This is a genomic window from Ensifer sp. VA4 (genome assembly GCF_055710065.1).
Window position 1 is genome coordinate 193501 of record NZ_JBVQPO010000007.1, and the last position, 18425, is coordinate 211925.

Consider the following 18425-nt stretch of genomic DNA (forward strand, 5'->3'; position numbering starts at 1 on the left):
TCCACCGGTGAATGATGTCTTGTGAAATGGCGATATTATCAATCGCGGGTGATTTCAATACGGTCGGTCCGAATGACCTTCAATCGGACTCAAAGAATGACACATCCCATGATCGCCCTCATCGAACGGCGCGCGTCCGCCAATCGGTTCGATGCGACCCATGCGTTGGCGGACGCGGAAATCGAGGAACTGGTGCGCCTCGCGACCCACGCGCCAACGGCCTACAATCTTCAGAACTGGCGATTCATCGCTGTGCGCACACCGGAAGGCAAAGCCAGGCTGCGTGAGGTGGCGCACGGGCAAGCCAAGGTCTCGGAAGCCGCCGTCACCTTCATCATCTGCGGCCTGCTGCCCGATCACGCGGCGCTCGCTGCCAGGCTGCGTCCCTTCGTCGAGACTGGATACATGCAAACCGAGATGGTCTCCGGTTGGCAGGAAGCCGTGCGCGCGCAATATGCCGATGCAAAGGTTGCCCGCGACGAAGCGGTGCGTTCGGCGACCCTCGGTGCCGCGACCCTGATCTACGCCGCCGAAGCGTTGGGACTGTCGTCCGGCGCGATGGGAGGCTTCGATGCCGAGGGCGTGGCGCAGGAATTCAATCTGGGGCCGGACGAACTGCCGGCAATGCTTGTCGCGGTTGGCCGCGCTGCACCCGGAAACTGGCCGCAAAAACCACGCCGACCGCTCGCCGAGGTTCTTCACTTCTCATGAAAGCCGACCTTTCCGATATCACCTTCACGGCAATCGCTCCCGTCATTTGGGGCAGCACCTATATCGTCGCCACCGAGTTCCTGCAGGGCTTCTCGCCGCTGACGGTCTCCCTGTTGCGCGCATTGCCAGCCGGATTGCTCCTGCTGCTGATCGTCCGGCGACTGCCGACCGGCATCTGGTGGTTTCGCGCCTTTGCGCTCGGCGCGCTCAACATCTCGATCTTTCTGAGCATGCTGTTCGTCGCAGCCTATCGGCTTCCAGGCGGCGTCGCTGCAACCGTTGCGGCGGTCCAGCCTTTGGTCGTCGTCTTCATCGCGGCGCTTCTCCTGAAGGCGCCGATCCGCCCCTTGTCGGTTGTCGCGGCCATGGTCGGCATTGTCGGTGTGGCCCTTTTGGTGCTGACACCGCAGGCCGCACTCGACGAGGTCGGGATCGCAGCCGGTCTTGCCGGGGCAGTTTCCATGGCCTTCGGCAATGTCCTGGCCCGAAGATGGAAGTCGCCGGAATCGCTGCTCACCTCCACGGCCTGGCAGCTTACGGCCGGTGGCTTGCTCCTCGTTCCCGTCGCCCTTGTCTTCGAGCCGGCGGTGCCGTTGCCGACCGTTCCCAATCTGCTTGCGCTCGCCTGGTTGAGCCTGATCGGCGCGGCGCTGACCTATGTTCTCTGGTTTCGCGGCATCGGTCGGGTGGATTCGGCGGCGGTGTCGGCGCTTCTCTTCCTGAGCCCGCTGACCGCCGTCCTGCTCGGATGGGTATTCCTGGGCCAGTCCTTGAATGCCTTTCAGCTTGTCGGCATCCTGTCGGTCGTCGGCAGCATCTGGCTCAGTCAAGGCGTTTCCGCTCGATCATGAACGACGAGTTGGAAAGCGACGATGCCGGCCTATACTCCCAGGCATGCGGGAGGGGGCGGGTGTCGTGAAGATCGGAGTGTTCGGTGCCGGCGCGGTCGGCGGTTTTGTCGGCGGGTGCCTTTTGGCTGGTGGCGCGGAGGTCGTTTTCGTCGGCCGGTCGGCCCGCGGTGCCGCCTGGCAGAAAGATGGATTGCGCCTCACCGATCTGGACGGACGTGACGATTTCGTCGCGCCCGAACGGGTCGTCTACTCCGAGTCGGTTTCTCGCCTGGCGGCTTGCGATCTCATCCTCCTGACGGTCAAGTCCGGGCAGACCGCGGTTGCTGCGAAAGAGCTCTGCGCGGTGCTACGCTCCGGCATTCGCGTCCTCAGCCTTCAGAATGGGGTGAGCAACACAGCGATCCTGCAGCAGCTTCTGCCGTCTGCCAAAATCCTGCGCGGCATGGTTCCGTTCAACGTGACGGCACCCGGACCGGCTCATCTGCATCGTGCAACGGAAGGGAGCATTGCCGTCGAGGACGACCCGGTGACGGCCGCGGCCGTACCGCTCTTCAGGGCCGCGGGACTGGCGCTCGACCTGCGCGGCGATATGGAAGCGGTGCAATGGGCGAAGCTGCTGATGAACCTCAACAACGCGATCAACGCGCTCTCCGGCTTGCCCTTGCGTGAAGAGCTCCGGATGCGGGGCTTTCGCCTTTGTCTGGCGATTGCCCAGCGGGAAGCACTTTCGCTGCTGGCCGCTGAGGGGCGCCTCCAGCCGGCACGCCTGACACCGCTGCCACCAGCTTGGCTGCCGCCCGTCCTGAGCCTGCCGGATGCCCTGTTCCGGATCATTGCCGGTCGCATGCTGAAGATCGACCCCACGGCGCGCTCCTCCATGGCCGACGACCTTGCCGCCGGCCGCTTCCCCGAAGTGGATTGGATCAATGGCGCAGTCGTCGCGCTTGCGGCAAGGCTTGATCGTCGGGCACCGGTCAACGCGCGGCTGTGCACGCTAGTCAAGGAGGCCGCCGCCTCCGGGCCGAAGGCGTGGGAGGCAGAAGCGTTGCTTGCCGACCTCAGGCAGAGCGCGCGCTCAGGATAGAAAGAGCGCTGTCTTCGCAGACAGGCGCTCGGCATCGCAGACAGTCCTCGATGATGCACTGACGGTCGGAAGCAGGATGACGCGCTCGTGTCGCTACTCCGGTAATCCCGCCAGTCGCAGGCCCTCGGCGAAGCGCGCGAGGTCTGCCGCCCTGTGAATCGGAAGCCAGTTCTTGAGGTTAGAAACTCTCAAAGTCGGATCAAGCAAACGCAGTCGCTGCATGGCCTGTCGGGCCTCTTCCTGCCGTCCGGCGAGCGCCTGGCTCGCCGCAAGCAGCGCAACCGCAACCAGCAAGCTCGGCAGGTTTCCAAGCGCCTTCTCGGCCCAGACGGCCGCGGAATCGAACCGACCGGCGCAGAAATGCGCGAGCGCGGTCCCGGCCTGCATGCGAAACATCTCCGGATCCAGCGGGCTGAGGCGAACGGCGTGGGCAAGATTGTCCATCGCGCCCTCCGTCTCGCCGCGGAAGATTCGCAGGAAACCACCGAGAAACCAGGCAGGGGCGAAGTTGGGATTGAGCAGCCTCGCGCGATCGATGAGAGCGATGCCGCCGTCGAGATCGCCGGCGAGATGGCCAATGGCATGGCCACCTCTGGTCAGCGCCACCGCATCGTCGCGCCCGAGTTCCACCGCCAGCCGTGCCAGGCGCATGCCTTCGTCGATCTCTTTTTCCCGATCGACCATCCAGCCGTTGAGCTTGCGCCAGAAATAGCACCAGGCGGCTCCGGCATAGGCGGAGGCAAACTCGGGATCGAGCTCGATTGCCTTGTAGAACAAAGGCAGCGCTGCCTCGATCGCCTCGTGGGTGCCGCTGTGCAGCTTCGCCATTCCGCGCAGGTAGTAATCGTAAGCGTCCAGACTTTCGGTCGGCTTACGCTTCGCACGCTCGATCTCTGCTCGTTCGAGTTGCGGCGAGATCGCCCCCACGACGCTTTGAGCGATCTGGTCCTGGAGTTCGAAGATGTCGTCGAGCATGCCTTCGAAGCGCTCCGCCCAGAGATGCGCTCCGCTCGTGGCATCGATCAACTGCCCGGTGATGCGCACCCTGCTGCCTGCCTTGCGGACGCTTCCCTCCAAGACGTAACGCACGCCGAGTTCCCGCCCGACATCCGTCACATCGATCGCCCGGCCCTTGTAGGTAAAGCTCGAATTGCGGCCGATCACGAACAGCCAGCGGATCCGCGACAGGGCCGTAATGATGTCTTCCACCACCCCGTCGGCAAAGTAGTCCTGCCCGGGATCGCCGCTCAGATTCTGGAACGGCAGGACGGTAATGGAGGGCTTGTCGGGAAGGACAAGAACCGCAGGCGCGTCCCGCAGTTTGCTGGCGGCTTGCCCAACTGTATCGGACCCGTCGGGCTCCCCTGACTTTTCGATGGTGATCGCGCCGACGAAGCGGAAACCCTTGCGCGCCACCGTGCGGACCAGGCGCTGCTCCTCGCCATTGTCGCCGATGGCCCGGCGGACCGCGTTGATATGGCTGGTAATCGTCGAGTCAGAGACAATCCGGCCGGCCCACACCGCCTCCAGCAGATCATCCTTGCTAACGACGCGGTCGCAGTTGGTGACGAGATAAAGGAGCAGGTCGAAGACCTGGGGACCGATAGCCACGATCTCACCCTTCAGCGCCAATTCCCGGCGCTGCTGATCGAGCACGTAGTCTCCAAACATGAACTGCAAGATCGGTGTTCCCTGGCCAGGCGCCCATGGCTCTGGGCCGAGGCAATTGGCTGTTCGTGTCTGATATTGATAACACGGCTATTGATAACACGGGGTGTAACGGGGTGCACCGTCCGCGGCTGTGATGCCGGTCCGGCAAGTGCCGTTTTGGACGAAAAACCAAGCTCGCCTGAAGGACAATTCAATCTCGGTTGGGGGACTTCCCGGACCCTGGCTGCCATATTTCCTCCATCGATTGCAGTGGTTGCGTCGGAAAGTTGGAGAGAGCTCATGAAGATCGTTGTCGTCGGAGGCACGGGCCTCATCGGGTCGAAACTTGTGAAGAACCTTCGCGAACTGGGCCATGACGTGCTCGCGGCTGCCCCCAATACGGGCGTCAACACCATCACCCGCGAAGGTCTGGCCGAAGCGATGGACGGCGCGCAGATCGTCGTCGACGTCGCCAATGCGCCGGTCTGGGAAGACCAGGCAGTCCTCGACTTCTTCGAAACGTCCGGTCGCAACCTGCTTGCGGCCGAAGCCGCGGCCGGCGTGCGCCATCACGTCGCGCTCTCGATCGTCGGCAGTGAGCGTCTTCCCGAAAACGGCTATTTTCGCGCCAAGGTTGCGCAGGAAACTCTCATCAAGGCGTCCGGCATTCCCTATACCATCCTGCGCGCAACGCAGTTCTTCGAGTTCGTTGGCGGCATCGCCCAATCGGCGACCGTCGGCAATGAGGTTCGCCTGTCACCAGCGCTGTTTCAGCCGATCGCCTCGGACGACGTCGCCGCCGCGCTTGCCGACGTCGCGCTCGCGCCGCCGCTTAATGCAACGATCGAAGTCGCCGGACCAGACGCCATACCGCTCGACGAAGTTGTCAGACGCTTCCTGCGGGCGACTCAGGATGGGCGCAATGTCGTACCGGACGTTCGCGCGCGTTACTTCGGTGCCGTTCTCGACGACCAATCGCTGACACCCGGCAAGGACCCGCGCCTCGGCGCGATCCACTTCGATGACTGGCTTGGCCAGAACGCTGCACGCTGAGACGCGCGCCTCGACCCTCTTAAGCCCGCCTTCGGCTCATCAAAGGAAAAGGAGAAGTGCAATGCTTGCCCGTTTTCTCTCGGCTTCGGCCATAATCGTCCTCTCGATCGCCCAAGCGTCGGCTGCCGACCGGCCTGCCGGCAAGGTGACGGTCGTCTTCGATCGTCCTATTCCGAATGTTCCCGGCAAGAGCATGAAGGGCGTGCTCGTCGAATATGGCCCAGGCGGTGGATCGCCCGCGCACACCCATCCAAAGTCCGCTTTCATATATGCGACCGTGCTTGAGGGCTCGATCCGCAGCAGCGTCAACGGCGTGCCGGAAAAGGTCTATGGAGTCGGCGAAAACTTCTACGAAGAGCCGGGCTCCCGCCACGGCGTCAGCGCGAACGGCAGCGAGACGGAGCCCGCACGACTGCTCGCGGTATTTGTTGTCGACACCGGCGAAACGGAACTGACAACGCCGATCGGTGAATGAACTGACAGGCTTTTGGCCTTGCCCGACATCAATAGGAAACGAAGACGATGGACACGTTCGAGGAGAAGGTTGCCATGGCCACCGGCGAAGACACTGCGACCGCTCCCCTCGCGCGGCCCAACAAGAAAAAGCTCGCCGGCCTGATGCTCTGCCTCGGCGCCGTTGTTGCTGTGGCCGGCGGGTGGGCCTGGAGCCGTTCGCACGGAGCGGCGACGACCGACAACGCCTATGTCCGAGGGGACGTGACGTCGCTCGCACCGAAGGTCTCCGGATATGTCACGGCCTTAGATGTTGGGGACAATCAGGCTGTGCGAAGGGGTAACATCCTCTTCCGGATCGATGACAGGGACTATCGGGCGCAATTTGCACAGGCTGTTGCCAATGTGCACGCGGCCGAGGCGCGGCTCGTCAACGTCGATGCCGAGACCGAGCTTCAGCACGTCCTCATCCGGCAGGCAGAAGCGCAGAAGCGCTCGGCGGTAGCTGAGATGAATCTGGCGGCGAAAGCCTACGAGCGTCGGCGCGAACTCATTCGCAGCAACACCATCAGTCAGGCTCATGTCGATGAAAGCGAAGCGGCGCGATCGCGAGCGGAGGCGAGCGTTTCGGCGGCTTCCGCGACGGTCGAGGCGCAGCGGCAGCGCATCGCCGTTCTCGCCGCCCAGCGCGAAGCGGCCGTCGCCGCCGTGGCCCAGGCGAGGGCGGCCCGGGATCTCGCCCAGATCGACCTCGACAGCACAGTCGTCCGTGCGCCGGTCGATGGCGTTATCGGCAATCGCCAGGTTCGCGTCGGACGGTTCGTGGCGCCTGGCAACGCCTTGCTCGACATCGTCCCGATCGATGATGTCTGGATCGTAGCAAACTTCAAGGAAACGCAGCTCGAAGAAATCCGACCGGGACAGCGCGTTCACATCACCGTCGACGGTTACCCGAACGAGCGCCTTCAAGGCACGGTCGACAGTTTCGCCCCTGGCAGCGGATCCGCTTTCAGCCTGCTCCCGGCGGATAACGCGACGGGGAATTTTGTCCGCGTCGTCCAGCGCGTACCGGTCAAAATCCGGTTCATGGGCAATCCGTTGCCCGGCCGGCTCGTGCCTGGCCTGTCGGCCCGTGTCGAGGTTGATCTGGAGAGCGGGTCGTGACCGCCGCTGCGATATCAAACCGCGATGCATCGGCCGCAGGCGTGCTTCTCTTGACGGGCGTTGTGCTGGCCGCGCTGACGGAGGCGGTCGCCAGCACCGTCCTCTCGCTCGGGCGAAGCGACATCATTGGCGACATCCATGCCACTTCAGACGAATTCGCCTGGCTTGATATCGGCTACACTACGCTCAAGCTCGTCGGCTTCATGGTGGCGCCTTGGCTGCTCAGCCAAGTGCGACCGGTGAACCTCATCATCGTCTCGACGCTGGCCATGGGCCTAGCCTGCTGCATCGCAGCAGCTACCGTTCGGCTGGAGCTCCTGGTCGCTCTCAGAGTAGTTCAGGGTTTCGCCGGCGGCGTCCTTCTGGTCGCCGGACAGACGGTCATCTTTCTTGCCTATCCGCGATCCCGCCAGCCGCTCCTGCAGGCCCTGTTTGCCATCGGAGCCGTGGTTGCTCCCGCGACGGTCGCGCCGGCGCTTCAGGGCTGGCTGGTGGACAACCATTCCTGGACCTGGATCTTCTTCGGCAATGTCCCCTTGTCGCTTGCGGCGGCAGGGCTCCTCCTGACCGCGGGCGATCGGGTGGGAGCTAAAACCACGCACCGGCCGTTCGACTGGATCGGCTTCGTGCTGCTTTCCATCACGCTTTCCTGCAGCACCTATGTCCTTAGCCAGGGTAGCCGATGGGACTGGCTTGAGGAGCCTCGCATTTTTTGGCTGACGGCGATCGGCATTGCGGCGCTGCTGGCCTTTCTTGGTCAGCAAGTTCTGGGGCGCGGCCTGCTCGATTTCACCCTGTTCGGATCGAGCGATTTTTCCTTCGCCTTCATCGTCAGTTTCGTTGCCGGCGCCGCATTGTTCGGGAGCGCATTCCTGATCCCGTCATTTGCCATATCGGTTCTCGCGTTCACGCCGACAGATGCGGGTCAGCTCCTGTTGCCGAGCGGTATGCTTTTCGCCGGCGCCCTGCTTGTTGCCGCCTTTCTCATCCAGGTTCGCCGCATCCCTCCATTCGCGACCGTTCCCTTTGGTATTCTGATGATCATGGCGGCCATGTGGATGCTGTCCGGGTCGACCAGCGAAAGCGGCGCGGATGACATGATGGCTGCGGTCCTGTTGCGCGGTCTTGGGCTTGGCTTTCTGTTTCTGTCGATCACCTTGATCGCTTTCAGCGACCTCGACCGCCGAAAACTCGCTGCCGGTATCGGCCTCTTCAACACGGGCCGCCAGCTTGGAGGCCTCATGGGTGTTGCGGCACTCCAGACGATGATCGATCACAATGTGGTCGCGAATGTCGCGGTGCTCGGCGCGAACGTCACCACCGGCGGAGCCGCTGTCCTCGAGCGGCTGGCGGCCACCACGGCCATGCTTACGGCGAAAGGGCTGGATCCGGTCGCAGCCGGCCGGGCAGCGACGAACTTAGTCGGTCGTATGGTGACAGGGCAGTCGACCGTGATCGCCTTCGACGCTGCATTCGCCGCGGTCGCTCTGCTCTTCCTGTTCGCCGCTCCCCTGTTGATTGGCATCAAGATCGTGCTTGCCCGTCACGCAAAGATGCGCACGATACGGCGCGTAGAGCTACCGCAGGCGCATCCGAAGAGCGGCATACACGGCCGCACCTTTGATCGGCCTGTTCCTCCGGTTCTCCGTGAATCACTGAAGCTTTGACAACCTCAGGATTTCCGGTCGGGACCGGATGGCCAACCTCCTGAAGGCATAGCTAGGTCGTTGACGGTCCCAGTTGATCGACCCGCAATGTGACGGTGCCGTTCAAGACTTCTCCCAGCGCCAGTCTGACGAGACCGCCGTTTTCGGGCTGGTGGTGGGCGTTCGGTCGGTGGCTCATCGGCTCGAAGCAGAAGAAGTCGGCATCGATGGAGGGCGAATAGAGGACGAAGAAGCGAAAGGTCTCGTCCGCATCCAGCGAAAGCGCAAGGCCGGTTTCCGGCCACTCGATGCGCATCTTGCCGTCCCAGCCCTCGAAGACATTGTTCAGCCAGCCCGGTGGTAGCGGCGCGCCGGCCGTGAAGTTCAAATCTTGCGGAACTGGCTGCATTGCGCCCGGCAGGTGGTTCTCCCGTTCCGTCCAATAGCGGTCGGCGTGGGCAAAGAGGCGCATTCCCCGCCGGCGCGGAAAATAGGGATGAAGGCCCAGTCCGTAGGGGAGCGCCCGCGCGGCGCGGTTGGTGATGGCGAGCGAAAGGGTCAGCTTCGCACCATCGATCGTTATCGTCTGCACCGCTTCATAGGCGAAGGGCGTGACGGCGCTTGCCTCCTGCCGGTAGTGCAGCGCAAGCGAATGTCCGTCCCGGCGAAGGATCGACCAGCGCTGAAGCCAGGCATCGCCGTGCAGAACCAGCGCATCGGACGTGTTGGGCGTCAGAGTGTAATCGTGGCCTTCGAAGTGGAAGCCATTGTCCTTAATGCGGTTGCCGAAGGGCACGAGTGGGAAGCACGCTTCGGCGCCGAGCACCTTCGAGGCAAGACCTGGAGCTGGCGTCGGCGCGAGCACCGGCGTGCCACGCCAGCGGACGGCGAGGAGGGCGCCGCCGAGCGGGCTCACTTCGACGGTGAGCCCGTCGTCATTCTCGAGAAGGACGGTGTCTTCCGCCATGCGTTAGCCGCGCCGGCCGGCGGCGGCCGAGCGCAGATTGTCGAGCAGCACGGCCAGCAGAAGGATCAGTCCGCGTACGACATACTGGTAGAAGGCCTGGATGTTGAGCAGGTTCATGACGTTCTCGGCGATGCCCATGATGAGAACGCCGACGATCACGCCGGTCATTGCCGCACGGCCGCCGGCAAGCGAGACGCCGCCGAGCACGCAGGCCGAAATGACCGAGAGCTCGAGGCCCGTCGCCGCATTCGGCTGGCCCGAGGTGATGCGTGAGGCAAGGAGAACGCCGGCAACGGCGCAGACAAGACCCTGCAGCGCAAAGATCCAGATGCGCATGTTGGAGACGTTGACGCCGGCAAGGCGCGAGGCTTCGGGATTGCCGCCGATCGCCAGTGTGTTCTTGCCGAAGACGGTGCGGTTGAGCACGAAGCCGAAGACGACGAAGAAGACGCCCATCACCCAGATCGGCGTCGGGATGCCGAGGAACTTCGACAGCGCCAGCTGGTAGAACCCCGGATCGTTGATGCCAACGGCGCGACCGTCGGAGGCGATCAGTGCGAAGCCGCGCACGATCTGCATGGTGGCAAGCGTCGTGATCAGCGCGTTGATGCGGAAGTGCGCAATCACCACGCCATTGACGAGGCCGACGATGCCACCGCAGATCAGCGCCGCGATGAGGCCGACGAGAATCGAGCCCGAAGCGTTCGAAGCCATGACGGCGGCCATGCCGGAAAAGGCAACGGTGGAGCCGACCGAAAGATCGAAGTCACGCGAGGCGAGGCAGAACATCATCGTACAGGCGACGATGCCGATGGTGACGACCGACTGCAGGAGACCGAGCATGTTGCGCTCCGTCAGGAAGTTCGGAACCGTCAGCGCCACGATGGCGAAGGCGACGGCGAAGATGACGACGAGACCCTGTTCGCCGAGAAGAAGTTTTTTCAGTGAAGTCATGACGGCTGAACCTGCTCGGTTGGAAGTTCGCTGGCGTTTGCCACATCGGGAAGGGCGGCGGCGAGGATGCGGCGTTCGTCGAAATCGGCGCGCGCGATCTCGGCCGCGATCCGGCCCTGGCACATGACGAGGATGCGGTCGGTGATGCCCATCACCTCCGGCAGCTCGCTGGAGATGACGACGATCGCCATGCCTTCCGCGGCGAGATCGTAGAGGATTTCATAGATCTCCGACTTGGCGCCCACGTCGATGCCGCGCGTCGGCTCGTCGATCACGAGCACCTTCACGCCCTGTTCGGAAAGCCAGCGGCCGAGGATGACCTTCTGCTGGTTGCCACCGGAGAGGTTGATGATGTCCTGCTTGCGCGAGGGCGTGCGTATCCGAAGCTTGGCGATGAAGCGGTCGGCAAGCTCCGCTTCCTTCTTGAGATCGAGGACGCCGAAAAGCGAAAAGTGCCGGCGCGACGAGATCGCCATGTTCTCCTCGATGCTGCGCCCCTGGACGATGCCGTCGAACTTGCGGTCCTCCGGGCACAGCACCATGCCGGCGCGGATCGATTGCGGCGGGCTGTCGGCCGGCACCTTCGCACCGTCGATCACGACCGTTCCCTGGTAGCGCGTGTCCGCGCCGTAGACGAGCCGTGCCATTTCGCTGCGGCCGGCACCGATCAGGCCGAAGAAGCCGAGGATTTCGCCGCGCCGGACGGAGAAGCTTAAAGGCGTTTTCAGTTTCGGCCCAGCGATCGCCTCGACGCGCAGGCGCTCGGGTCCGAGATCGCGACCCCGCCAGCCCCAGATGTCGGCGATCTCGCGCCCGACCATCTCGGCGATGATCTGGTCGCGCGTCACCTTGGAAATGTCAGGATGGTGGGCGGCAAGCTTGCCGTCGCGCAATACCGTCAGGCTGTCGCAGAGGCGGAAAATCTCATCGAGGCGGTGGGATACGTAGAGGATCACGGTGCCGTTCGAGCGCAGGCGTTCGATGAGCGCAAAGAGGATTTCGCTTTCTCGCGAGGACAGCGACGATGTCGGCTCGTCGAGCGCAATGACGCGTGCATCGAGCATGACCGCCTTGGCGATCTCGACCATCTGGCGTTCGCCGATCGAGAGCGAAGCAATCTTGGCGGACGGATCGACGTCGATGCCGATTTCCGTAAGCTTCTCGCCGACGACACGGATCAACTGGCGGCGATCGATGACACCGCCCTTGCCGGGGAAGTGGCCGAGCCAGAGATTTTCGGCCACCGTCAGTTCCGGAACGAGCTGCAGTTCCTGATGGATGACGATGACACCGGCCCGAAAGGCATCGCGCACGGAGCGATAGCCTTGCGCCTCGCCTTCAATACGGATCTCACCCTCGTCGGCTGCCTGGTCACCGGACAGCAGGCGGATGAGCGTCGACTTGCCCGCGCCGTTCTCGCCCATGAGACCGTGAACGGCGCCCTTGCGCACGGTAAACGAGACGTCCGACAGCGCCTGGACGCCGGGATAGCCTTTGGAGATGGATCGGAATTCGAGAAAGTCTTGCATGCGCGGCTCCGAGGCGGATTGCCCGGCGGACGAGCCGCCGGGTCGATAGAGCGGGATGAGGAAAAGTGTGCGCGTTTTTCCGCCCGATTCCCGCTCTAAACTACTGGAATCGATCACGTTTATTGTTTTGGGTCGGTCCGACCCAAAACAATCGTGATCTGGTGTCGCGGGACCGCGATCACTCGATGCCGAGGTCCTTGCGTACGGTTTCGTAGTTGTCGCGCAGCGCAAGCTGACCGGCGGTCAGTGTCAGCTTTTCCGGCTCCTTGCCGTTGGCGATCCACTCATACATGTTGAGCGCGGTTTCGTAGCCGTGACGCTTCGGTGAGATGATGACCGTGCCGAAGAAGCCGGTAGCCGTAGGCTTCTTGAACTCGTTGATCGCCGAATCCGCGCCGCCGATGCCGACGCCGATCATGTTGTCGGCGGGAATGCCGACCGTCTCGGTCGCGCGCACGGCGCCGAGCACCGCTTCGTCATTGAGGCCGATCGCGACCCACGTCTTGATGCCGGCGTTCTTGTTCAAGACGATGGTCGAGGCGTTGAGTGCCGCCTCCGTATCGGTCTTGGCCTGCGGCGCGTCGAAGATGTTGGCTTCCGGGAAGCCGTTGGCCTTGAGCACCGAAAGGGCACCCTCGACACGGTCGACCGCCGTCGGGAGCTGGTCGTAGGAAACGCGGATGGCGCCGACGTCCTTCATGTCCCAGCCGCGCTTCTTGACCTCGTCGACGATCGCCTGGCCGACGGCCTCGCCGATCTTCGTCGCGGAAATGCCCATATGCGGAACGTCTTCGATCGGGCTGCCATCGGCGTTGACCAGCCGGTCGTCGACGGTCATCAGCTTGAGTTCGTTGGCGGCGGCCTTGGCGACGATGCCGGGGCCGAGCTTGACATCTGGTGTGCAGACGATGAAGCCCTGCGCGCCCTGGGCGCCGAGGTTGTCGATCGCCGACTGCACCTTCTCGCCGTCTTCGGCGCCGATCTTGACGAGGGTGAAGCCTTTTTCCTTGGCGGCGACGTCGGCGAACTTCCATTCATCCTGGAACCACGGCTCTTCCGGCTGCTTGACGATGAAGCCGATCTTGACGTCGGCAGCAAAGGCCGAGGTAGCCGTGAGCACGGCGACGGTACCAGCCAGAATGGCTGCCTTGATAAAGCGCATGATGTCTCTCCCTGGTGAACTGCCTCCTGCAGTAAGCATTTGTGTATGATGAATCATCATATTCGTCAATTGCCTTTGTATGATGAATGAGCTAGTGGTGTATAACGATAGCAGTGTGCTTCGGCGCGTTGTTGCGTTCCGGCGTCTGCGCTATTCAGCGACGAGGAGATGCGAGGGGAGAGGAAAAGTGGCGGTGGAAGAGCAGCAGGACCAAAGTGCCATTGAGGAGCGCGGCCAGCGCCGCCCCCGCGTTCAAAAGAATGTGACGCGCGCCATCGCCTCGGACATCTGCGCCGATATCTTCCCGGTCGGTTCGTTCCTTCCACGCGAAAACGATCTTTGCGATCGCTATGGCGTCAGCCGGACCGTGATCCGCGAGACCCTGAAGGTGCTGGAATCGAAGGGAATGGTGCGCGGCCGTTCCCGGGTCGGCACGATCGTCTGCAACAAGGACGAATGGAACATCCTCGATTCTCAGGTGCTCGAATGGATCGGTGAACGCATCTTCGAATTCGATCTGTTGAACTGCATTCTGGAGGCGCGCCGGGCGATCGAGCCGGCAGCGGCGGAATTTGCAGCCGAGCGCGCGACCGTGCAGGAGATCGCCGATCTCGAGCGCGCCTGGCAGGGGATGCGTGACGGCGAGCGGGATCTGATCGGTTTCACCGACGCCGACGTCGCCTTTCATACCTGCCTGCTCAAAGCCAGCCACAACCAGGTTTTTCTGCAGCTGGTCGGCATCATCCAGGCAGCGCTGAAGTTCTCGCTGCATGCTTCCAACGAAGTGGCCGATCGTCGTGACGAAGCTGTCGATATTCACGGCGAGCTGGTCGAGGCGCTGCGCCTGCGCGACAAGGCACGGGCGCGCGACTGTTCGATGCGCATGCTCGACCTTGCGGCCCGCGACCTCAAGCTTGCCGTCGAACGTCACCGGCCCGCCCCTTCGGCGCGCTGACCCTTTTTCCTTGCGGCCGTCGCCGCCTTCTTGCACCCAGCGGATATCGCACCATGAAAATCACCAAGCTCACGACCTACATCGTCCCGCCGCGTTGGCTGTTCCTAAAGATCGAGACCGACGAGGGCATCGTCGGCTGGGGCGAGCCGGTCGTCGAGGGGCGTGCGCTGACCGTGGAAGCGGCGGTGAACGAACTCTCGGACTACCTGATTGGCAAGGATCCGCTGCTGATCGAAGATCATTGGCAGGTCATGTACCGCGGCGGCTTCTATCGCGGCGGCGCGGTGCATATGTCCGCGCTTGCCGGCATCGACCAGGCGCTCTGGGACATCAAGGGCAAGGCCTATGGTCAGCCGATCCATGCGCTGCTTGGTGGTCAGGTGCGTGACCGTATCAAGGTCTATTCCTGGATCGGCGGCGACCGTCCGTCGGATGTCGCCAACAATGCCCGCGACGTCGTCGCCCGCGGCTTCAAGGCCATCAAGCTCAATGGCTGCGAGGAAATGCAGATCGTCGACACCTGGGAGAAGGTGGAAAAGGCGGTCGAAACCATCGCGACGATCCGCGAGGCGATCGGCCCGCATATCGGCATCGGCGTCGATTTCCACGGCCGCGTGCACCGGCCGATGGCCAAGGTGCTGGCGAAGGAACTGCAGCCCTTCAACCTGATGTTCATCGAGGAGCCGGTGCTTTCGGAAAATCGCGAGGCGCTGAAGGAAATCGCCAACCATTGCTCGACCCCGATCGCTCTTGGCGAGAGGCTTTATTCGCGATGGGACTTCAAGTCGGTGCTGTCAGACGGCTATGTCGACATCCTGCAGCCGGACCTTTCGCATGCGGGAGGGATTACCGAGTGCCGCAAGATCGCGGCGATGGCGGAAGCCTATGACGTGGCGCTGGCGCCGCATTGCCCGCTCGGACCGATCGCGCTGGCCGCCTGCCTCCAGGTCGACGCCGTGAGCTATAACGCCTTCATCCAGGAACAGAGCCTCGGCATCCACTACAACGAGGCCAACGATATCCTCGACTACATCTCGAATAAGGAAGTGTTCCACTACGCGGATGGTTTCGTGTCGATCCCGCAAGGCCCCGGCCTCGGCATCGAAGTGGACGAACAATATGTCGTCGAACGGGCCAAGGAAGGTCATCGCTGGCGTAATCCGATCTGGCGCCATGCCGACGGCAGCGTCGCCGAGTGGTGAGGAGCGCGGACATGGCGGGTCGTCTCGAGGGCAAGCGCGTCGTCATCACCGGTGCGGCACAGGGCATCGGCCTCGCCATCGCCGAGGCCTTCCTTGCGGAAGGCGCGAGCCTCTTCCTCATCGACCGCGACGGCGATCTGCTGGCGAACGAGGCCGTGCGGCTGCGCGCGACGGGCGGAAAGGTCGGCTACACCGCGGCCGATATCACCGATGCGGATGCCATCGAGCAAGCGGTCGCCACTGCCGCCCGTGAGATCGGCCAGCCGAATGCACTCGTCAACAATGCCGGCATCAACGCGTTCTTCGAGCCGCTGAAACTCTCCGATGCTGATTGGCAGCGTTGCTTCGACATCAATCTCAAGGGCGCGTGGAACTGCAGCAAGGCGGTGCTGCCGGGAATGATCGCGGCCGGCGGCGGCGTCATCCTCAACATCGCCTCCACCCACGCCTTCACCATCATTCCGCACACCTTTCCCTACCCCGTCGCCAAGCATGCGCTTCTCGGCATGACCAAGGCGCTGGGGCTGGAATATGCCGGCCAGGCCGTGCGGGTGAATGCACTGGCACCGGGATATGTCAGGACTCAGAAGGTCGTGGATTACTGGAACAGCTTTCCGGACCCGGTCGCGGCGGAGGCGGAAACGATGAAGCTCCATCCCGGCGGCCGCATCGCCACGCCGGAGGAAATCGCCAAGGCGGCACTCTTCATGATTTCGGACGAGTGCCCGTTCATGAACGCCACCTGCCTCACGGTCGATGGCGGAATGAGCGTACTGCACCATCCGTGAGACGCAGGAACATACTGAAATACGCGCCGTTTCCTGCGGATCGCGGTCGCGGGCTCGTCCTCACTTCCACATGGAGCGCATCCGGGCTCCGACATCGATGCGGATCTGCTTGGCGCTGCGTTCGCCGGCGGCCGCCGAGATCTTCGGCCAGTTCGTCGTCTCGAAGAACTGCAGCAGCGTCGCTGGAATGAAGCGGGTTCTTGACGCGTAAACATGCCGGTCGCCCTGGCTGTTTTGGCCGTAGGTGAAAAACCTCTGCGGCGTCACCAGCGCGAGGTGGTTGCGCGCCCGCGTCATGCCGACATAAAGCAGCCGCCGCTCCTCTTCGAGCTCGGCCGTCGTGCCGACGCCCAAGTCGGACGGAATGCAGCCGTCGACGACATTGAGCATGAAGACCGAGCGCCATTCCTGTCCCTTGGCCGAGTGAATGGTCGAGAGGATCAGATAGTCCTCGTCGAGCAGCGGCACGCCTGCCTGGTCGCTGGTGGCGTCCGGCGGATCCAGCGTCAATTCGGTCAGGAATCGTTCCCGGTTCTGGTAGCCGCCGGCAATCTGCTCGAGCTGCAGGAGATCGGCCTTGCGCGTTTCGGCGTCTTCGTGGATGCGGTCGAGGTGGGGTTCGTACCAGGCCCGCGCCGTCGCGATTTCTCCCGGCCATCCGGTGTCGGCTTTGCGGAGGGCGCAAACGAGATCGACGAAGCTTGCCCAATCTTCTCCGGTCTTCGGTGGCGCCGGGATTTCTGCGAGCGCTGCGAGCGGCTCCGGATCGGCGGCGATCGCGTCGAGGATCTTGCCCGCGGTCTGTGGGCCGATTCCGGGCAGCATCTGCAACAGACGGAAGCCGGCGACCCGGTCACGCGGGTTCTGCGCGAACCGCAAGGTTGCCAGCAGATCCTTGACATGGGCGCTGTCGAGAAACTTGAGGCCGCCGAACTTCACGAAGGGAATGTTGCGGCGGGTAAGCTCGACTTCGAGCGTGCCGCTGTGGTTGGCAGAGCGAAACAGCACTGCCTGCTGCTTCAGCGCCATGCCGACCTCACGGTTGGCAAGAACCTGCTCGACGATGTAGGCGGCCTGATCCGTTTCGTCCTTGACGGTGACAAGCTGAGGGCGCTGCTCCGACTGCCGGTCCGTCCAGAGGTTCTTGGTGAACCGCTCCCGCGCAAGCCCGATGACGCCATTGGCGGCCGCAAGAATCGGCTGGGTCGAGCGATAATTTCGATCGAGCGTGATGACGTCGGCCGGCTGCGGCGAAAACGCACTCGGGAAATCGAGGATGTTGCGGACCGTCGCGGCCCGGAAGGAATAGATCGATTGGGCGTCGTCGCCGACGACCGTCAGGCCATGGCCCTCGGGCTTGAGCGACAGCAGGATCGAGGCCTGAAGGCGGTTCGTATCCTGATATTCATCGACCAGGATATGTTCGAATCGGCTGCTGATGTCCTGCGCCAGTTCCGCATCGGAAACCATCTGCGCCCAGTAGAGAAGCAGATCGTCGTAGTCGAGCACGTTCTGCGCCTGCTTGGCCTCCACATAGCCGGCAAACAGTTCCTTCAGTTGCTGTTCCCAGCTCGTGGCCCAGGGATAGGCCGTCTTCAGCACGTCGATGATCGAGCTGTCCGAATTCACAACGCGCGAATAGATCGCAAGGCATGTGCCCTTTGTCGGAAAGCGGCTTTCCATCTTGGAGAAGCCGAGCTCGTGGCGGACGAGGTTCATGAGATCGGCGCTGTCTTCGCGATCATGGATGGTGAAATCCGGGCCGAGGCCGATCTGTTCGGCATAGATCCTGAGGATGCGCGCACCAATCCCGTGGAACGTGCCGGCCCAGGAAAGCGCATCGGTCATGACGGCGGCATTATCGCCGAGCACCTGGCGGCAGATGCGCCCGACCCGGCGCGTCATTTCCGCGGCGGCGCGGCGGGAAAAGGTCATCAGCAGGATGCGGCGCGGGTCCGCGCCATTCACGATCAGATGTCCCACCCGGTGGGCGAGCGTGTTCGTCTTGCCCGAACCGGCACCGGCGATGATCAGCAGAGGGCCGCCGACTTCGCCTTGCGGCAATCCCACACCATGCACCACCGCCTCGCGCTGGCGGTCGTTCAGTTTTTCGAGATAGGCGGCGCTCATTCGTGTCCAGGCGTTGTCAGCAAGATTCCCCAATTCCTCGCGCCGTTTCATCCCTTTGAAAGACTTCACGGATTCCGCTTCGTAGCCGCAGACTCGCCGCGCGAAGCAGATGACTCGGAACAAAAA

General features: G+C 63.1%; 16 protein-coding genes. 10 read left to right on the forward strand and 6 right to left on the reverse strand.

Annotation, left to right across the window (positions count from 1 at the left end; all coding sequences use genetic code 11):
* Window positions 1–96 precede the first annotated feature (96 nt).
* From AC0C6X_RS14235 to AC0C6X_RS14245, 3 genes are all read left to right on the forward strand, one after another.
* Window positions 97–711 (forward strand): nitroreductase family protein, encoded by a 615-nt coding sequence (locus AC0C6X_RS14235; RefSeq protein ID WP_173519057.1) that lies wholly within the window; start codon window positions 97–99, stop codon window positions 709–711.
* Entirely contained in the window at window positions 708–1562 is an 855-nt protein-coding gene (locus AC0C6X_RS14240) for an EamA family transporter (protein WP_472953670.1), read from the forward strand. Before AC0C6X_RS14235 ends, AC0C6X_RS14240 begins: the two co-directional genes overlap by 4 nt.
* 64 nt (window positions 1563–1626) lie before the next feature.
* Entirely contained in the window at window positions 1627–2646 is a 1020-nt protein-coding gene (locus AC0C6X_RS14245; protein WP_247958788.1) for a 2-dehydropantoate 2-reductase, read from the forward strand.
* Window positions 2647–2739: 93 nt separating this feature from the next.
* Here the strand turns inward: AC0C6X_RS14245 and AC0C6X_RS14250 are convergent, their stop codons facing one another.
* Window positions 2740–4326 (reverse strand): winged helix-turn-helix domain-containing tetratricopeptide repeat protein, encoded by a 1587-nt coding sequence (locus AC0C6X_RS14250; RefSeq protein ID WP_173519054.1) that lies wholly within the window; start codon window positions 4324–4326, stop codon window positions 2740–2742.
* Window positions 4327–4596: 270 nt separating this feature from the next.
* Between AC0C6X_RS14250 and AC0C6X_RS14255 the strand changes: the two genes are divergently transcribed.
* From AC0C6X_RS14255 to AC0C6X_RS14270, 4 genes are all read left to right on the forward strand, one after another.
* The gene (locus AC0C6X_RS14255; RefSeq protein WP_173519053.1) at window positions 4597–5349 is read left to right on the forward strand and encodes an SDR family oxidoreductase; all 753 of its coding nucleotides are present in this window, start codon (window positions 4597–4599) and stop codon (window positions 5347–5349) included.
* Between the two features lie 61 nt (window positions 5350–5410).
* Window positions 5411–5824, forward strand: a complete 414-nt coding sequence (locus tag AC0C6X_RS14260; RefSeq protein ID WP_173519052.1) for a cupin domain-containing protein — start codon at window positions 5411–5413, stop codon at window positions 5822–5824.
* Window positions 5825–5871: 47 nt separating this feature from the next.
* Window positions 5872–6966 carry an HlyD family secretion protein gene (locus AC0C6X_RS14265; RefSeq protein WP_472953673.1) on the forward strand — a complete coding sequence of 365 codons (1095 nt, stop codon included), beginning with the start codon at window positions 5872–5874 and terminating at the stop codon, window positions 6964–6966.
* Window positions 6963–8633 (forward strand): DHA2 family efflux MFS transporter permease subunit, encoded by a 1671-nt coding sequence (locus AC0C6X_RS14270; RefSeq protein WP_472953675.1) that lies wholly within the window; start codon window positions 6963–6965, stop codon window positions 8631–8633. The genes AC0C6X_RS14265 and AC0C6X_RS14270 overlap by 4 nt, the downstream gene beginning before the upstream one ends.
* A gap of 52 nt (window positions 8634–8685) precedes the next feature.
* Here AC0C6X_RS14270 and AC0C6X_RS14275 read toward each other — a convergent pair whose 3' ends face one another.
* The 4 genes from AC0C6X_RS14275 to AC0C6X_RS14290 all read right to left on the reverse strand — a co-directional run bounded on the left by AC0C6X_RS14275 (window position 8686) and on the right by AC0C6X_RS14290 (window position 13224).
* A complete protein-coding gene (locus AC0C6X_RS14275; protein WP_472953677.1) occupies window positions 8686–9579 on the reverse strand; it encodes an aldose 1-epimerase in 894 nt (297 codons plus the stop codon).
* Window positions 9580–9582: 3 nt separating this feature from the next.
* Window positions 9583–10533 carry an L-arabinose ABC transporter permease AraH gene (araH, locus tag AC0C6X_RS14280; RefSeq protein WP_173519049.1) on the reverse strand — a complete coding sequence of 317 codons (951 nt, stop codon included), beginning with the start codon at window positions 10531–10533 and terminating at the stop codon, window positions 9583–9585.
* Window positions 10530–12062 (reverse strand): L-arabinose ABC transporter ATP-binding protein AraG, encoded by a 1533-nt coding sequence (gene araG / locus AC0C6X_RS14285; RefSeq protein WP_173519048.1) that lies wholly within the window; start codon window positions 12060–12062, stop codon window positions 10530–10532. Before araG ends, araH begins: the two co-directional genes overlap by 4 nt.
* Before the next feature lie 178 nt (window positions 12063–12240).
* Window positions 12241–13224 (reverse strand): arabinose ABC transporter substrate-binding protein, encoded by a 984-nt coding sequence (locus AC0C6X_RS14290; protein WP_472953679.1) that lies wholly within the window; start codon window positions 13222–13224, stop codon window positions 12241–12243.
* Between the two features lie 193 nt (window positions 13225–13417).
* Here AC0C6X_RS14290 and AC0C6X_RS14295 point away from each other — a divergent pair, with 193 nt between their 5' ends.
* From AC0C6X_RS14295 to AC0C6X_RS14305, 3 genes are read left to right on the forward strand one after another with little or no spacing between them, the layout of a single operon-like run.
* Window positions 13418–14179 carry a FadR/GntR family transcriptional regulator gene (locus AC0C6X_RS14295; RefSeq protein ID WP_247958784.1) on the forward strand — a complete coding sequence of 254 codons (762 nt, stop codon included), beginning with the start codon at window positions 13418–13420 and terminating at the stop codon, window positions 14177–14179.
* Between the two features lie 53 nt (window positions 14180–14232).
* Entirely contained in the window at window positions 14233–15381 is a 1149-nt protein-coding gene (dgoD, locus tag AC0C6X_RS14300) for a galactonate dehydratase (RefSeq protein WP_173519046.1), read from the forward strand.
* An 11-nt stretch (window positions 15382–15392) separates the two neighbouring features.
* On the forward strand, window positions 15393–16169 hold the full coding sequence (locus AC0C6X_RS14305) for an SDR family oxidoreductase (protein ID WP_472953683.1): 777 nt from the start codon (window positions 15393–15395) through the stop codon (window positions 16167–16169).
* A gap of 60 nt (window positions 16170–16229) precedes the next feature.
* Here AC0C6X_RS14305 and AC0C6X_RS14310 read toward each other — a convergent pair whose 3' ends face one another.
* Window positions 16230–18299, reverse strand: coding sequence for an ATP-dependent helicase (locus AC0C6X_RS14310; protein WP_472953684.1), 2070 nt, complete (start codon window positions 18297–18299; stop codon window positions 16230–16232).
* Between the last annotated feature and the right edge of the window lie 126 nt (window positions 18300–18425).

Excerpts from the sequence above, each read along its gene's own strand:
- AC0C6X_RS14235 (WP_173519057.1), top strand. The coding sequence starts at position 97 with ATGACACATCCCATGATCGCCCTCATCGAACGGCGCGCGTCCGCCAAT.
- AC0C6X_RS14240 (WP_472953670.1), top strand. The coding sequence starts at position 708 with ATGAAAGCCGACCTTTCCGATATCACCTTCACGGCAATCGCTCCCGTC.
- AC0C6X_RS14255 (WP_173519053.1), top strand. The coding sequence starts at position 4,597 with ATGAAGATCGTTGTCGTCGGAGGCACGGGCCTCATCGGGTCGAAACTT.
- AC0C6X_RS14260 (WP_173519052.1), top strand. The coding sequence starts at position 5,411 with ATGCTTGCCCGTTTTCTCTCGGCTTCGGCCATAATCGTCCTCTCGATC.
- AC0C6X_RS14265 (WP_472953673.1), top strand. The coding sequence starts at position 5,872 with ATGGACACGTTCGAGGAGAAGGTTGCCATGGCCACCGGCGAAGACACT.
- AC0C6X_RS14275 (WP_472953677.1), bottom strand. The coding sequence starts at position 9,579 with ATGGCGGAAGACACCGTCCTTCTCGAGAATGACGACGGGCTCACCGTC.
- araH (WP_173519049.1), bottom strand. The coding sequence starts at position 10,533 with ATGACTTCACTGAAAAAACTTCTTCTCGGCGAACAGGGTCTCGTCGTC.
- araG (WP_173519048.1), bottom strand. The coding sequence starts at position 12,062 with ATGCAAGACTTTCTCGAATTCCGATCCATCTCCAAAGGCTATCCCGGC.
- AC0C6X_RS14290 (WP_472953679.1), bottom strand. The coding sequence starts at position 13,224 with ATGCGCTTTATCAAGGCAGCCATTCTGGCTGGTACCGTCGCCGTGCTC.
- dgoD (WP_173519046.1), top strand. The coding sequence starts at position 14,233 with ATGAAAATCACCAAGCTCACGACCTACATCGTCCCGCCGCGTTGGCTG.
- AC0C6X_RS14305 (WP_472953683.1), top strand. The coding sequence starts at position 15,393 with ATGGCGGGTCGTCTCGAGGGCAAGCGCGTCGTCATCACCGGTGCGGCA.
- AC0C6X_RS14310 (WP_472953684.1), bottom strand. The coding sequence starts at position 18,299 with ATGAGCGCCGCCTATCTCGAAAAACTGAACGACCGCCAGCGCGAGGCG.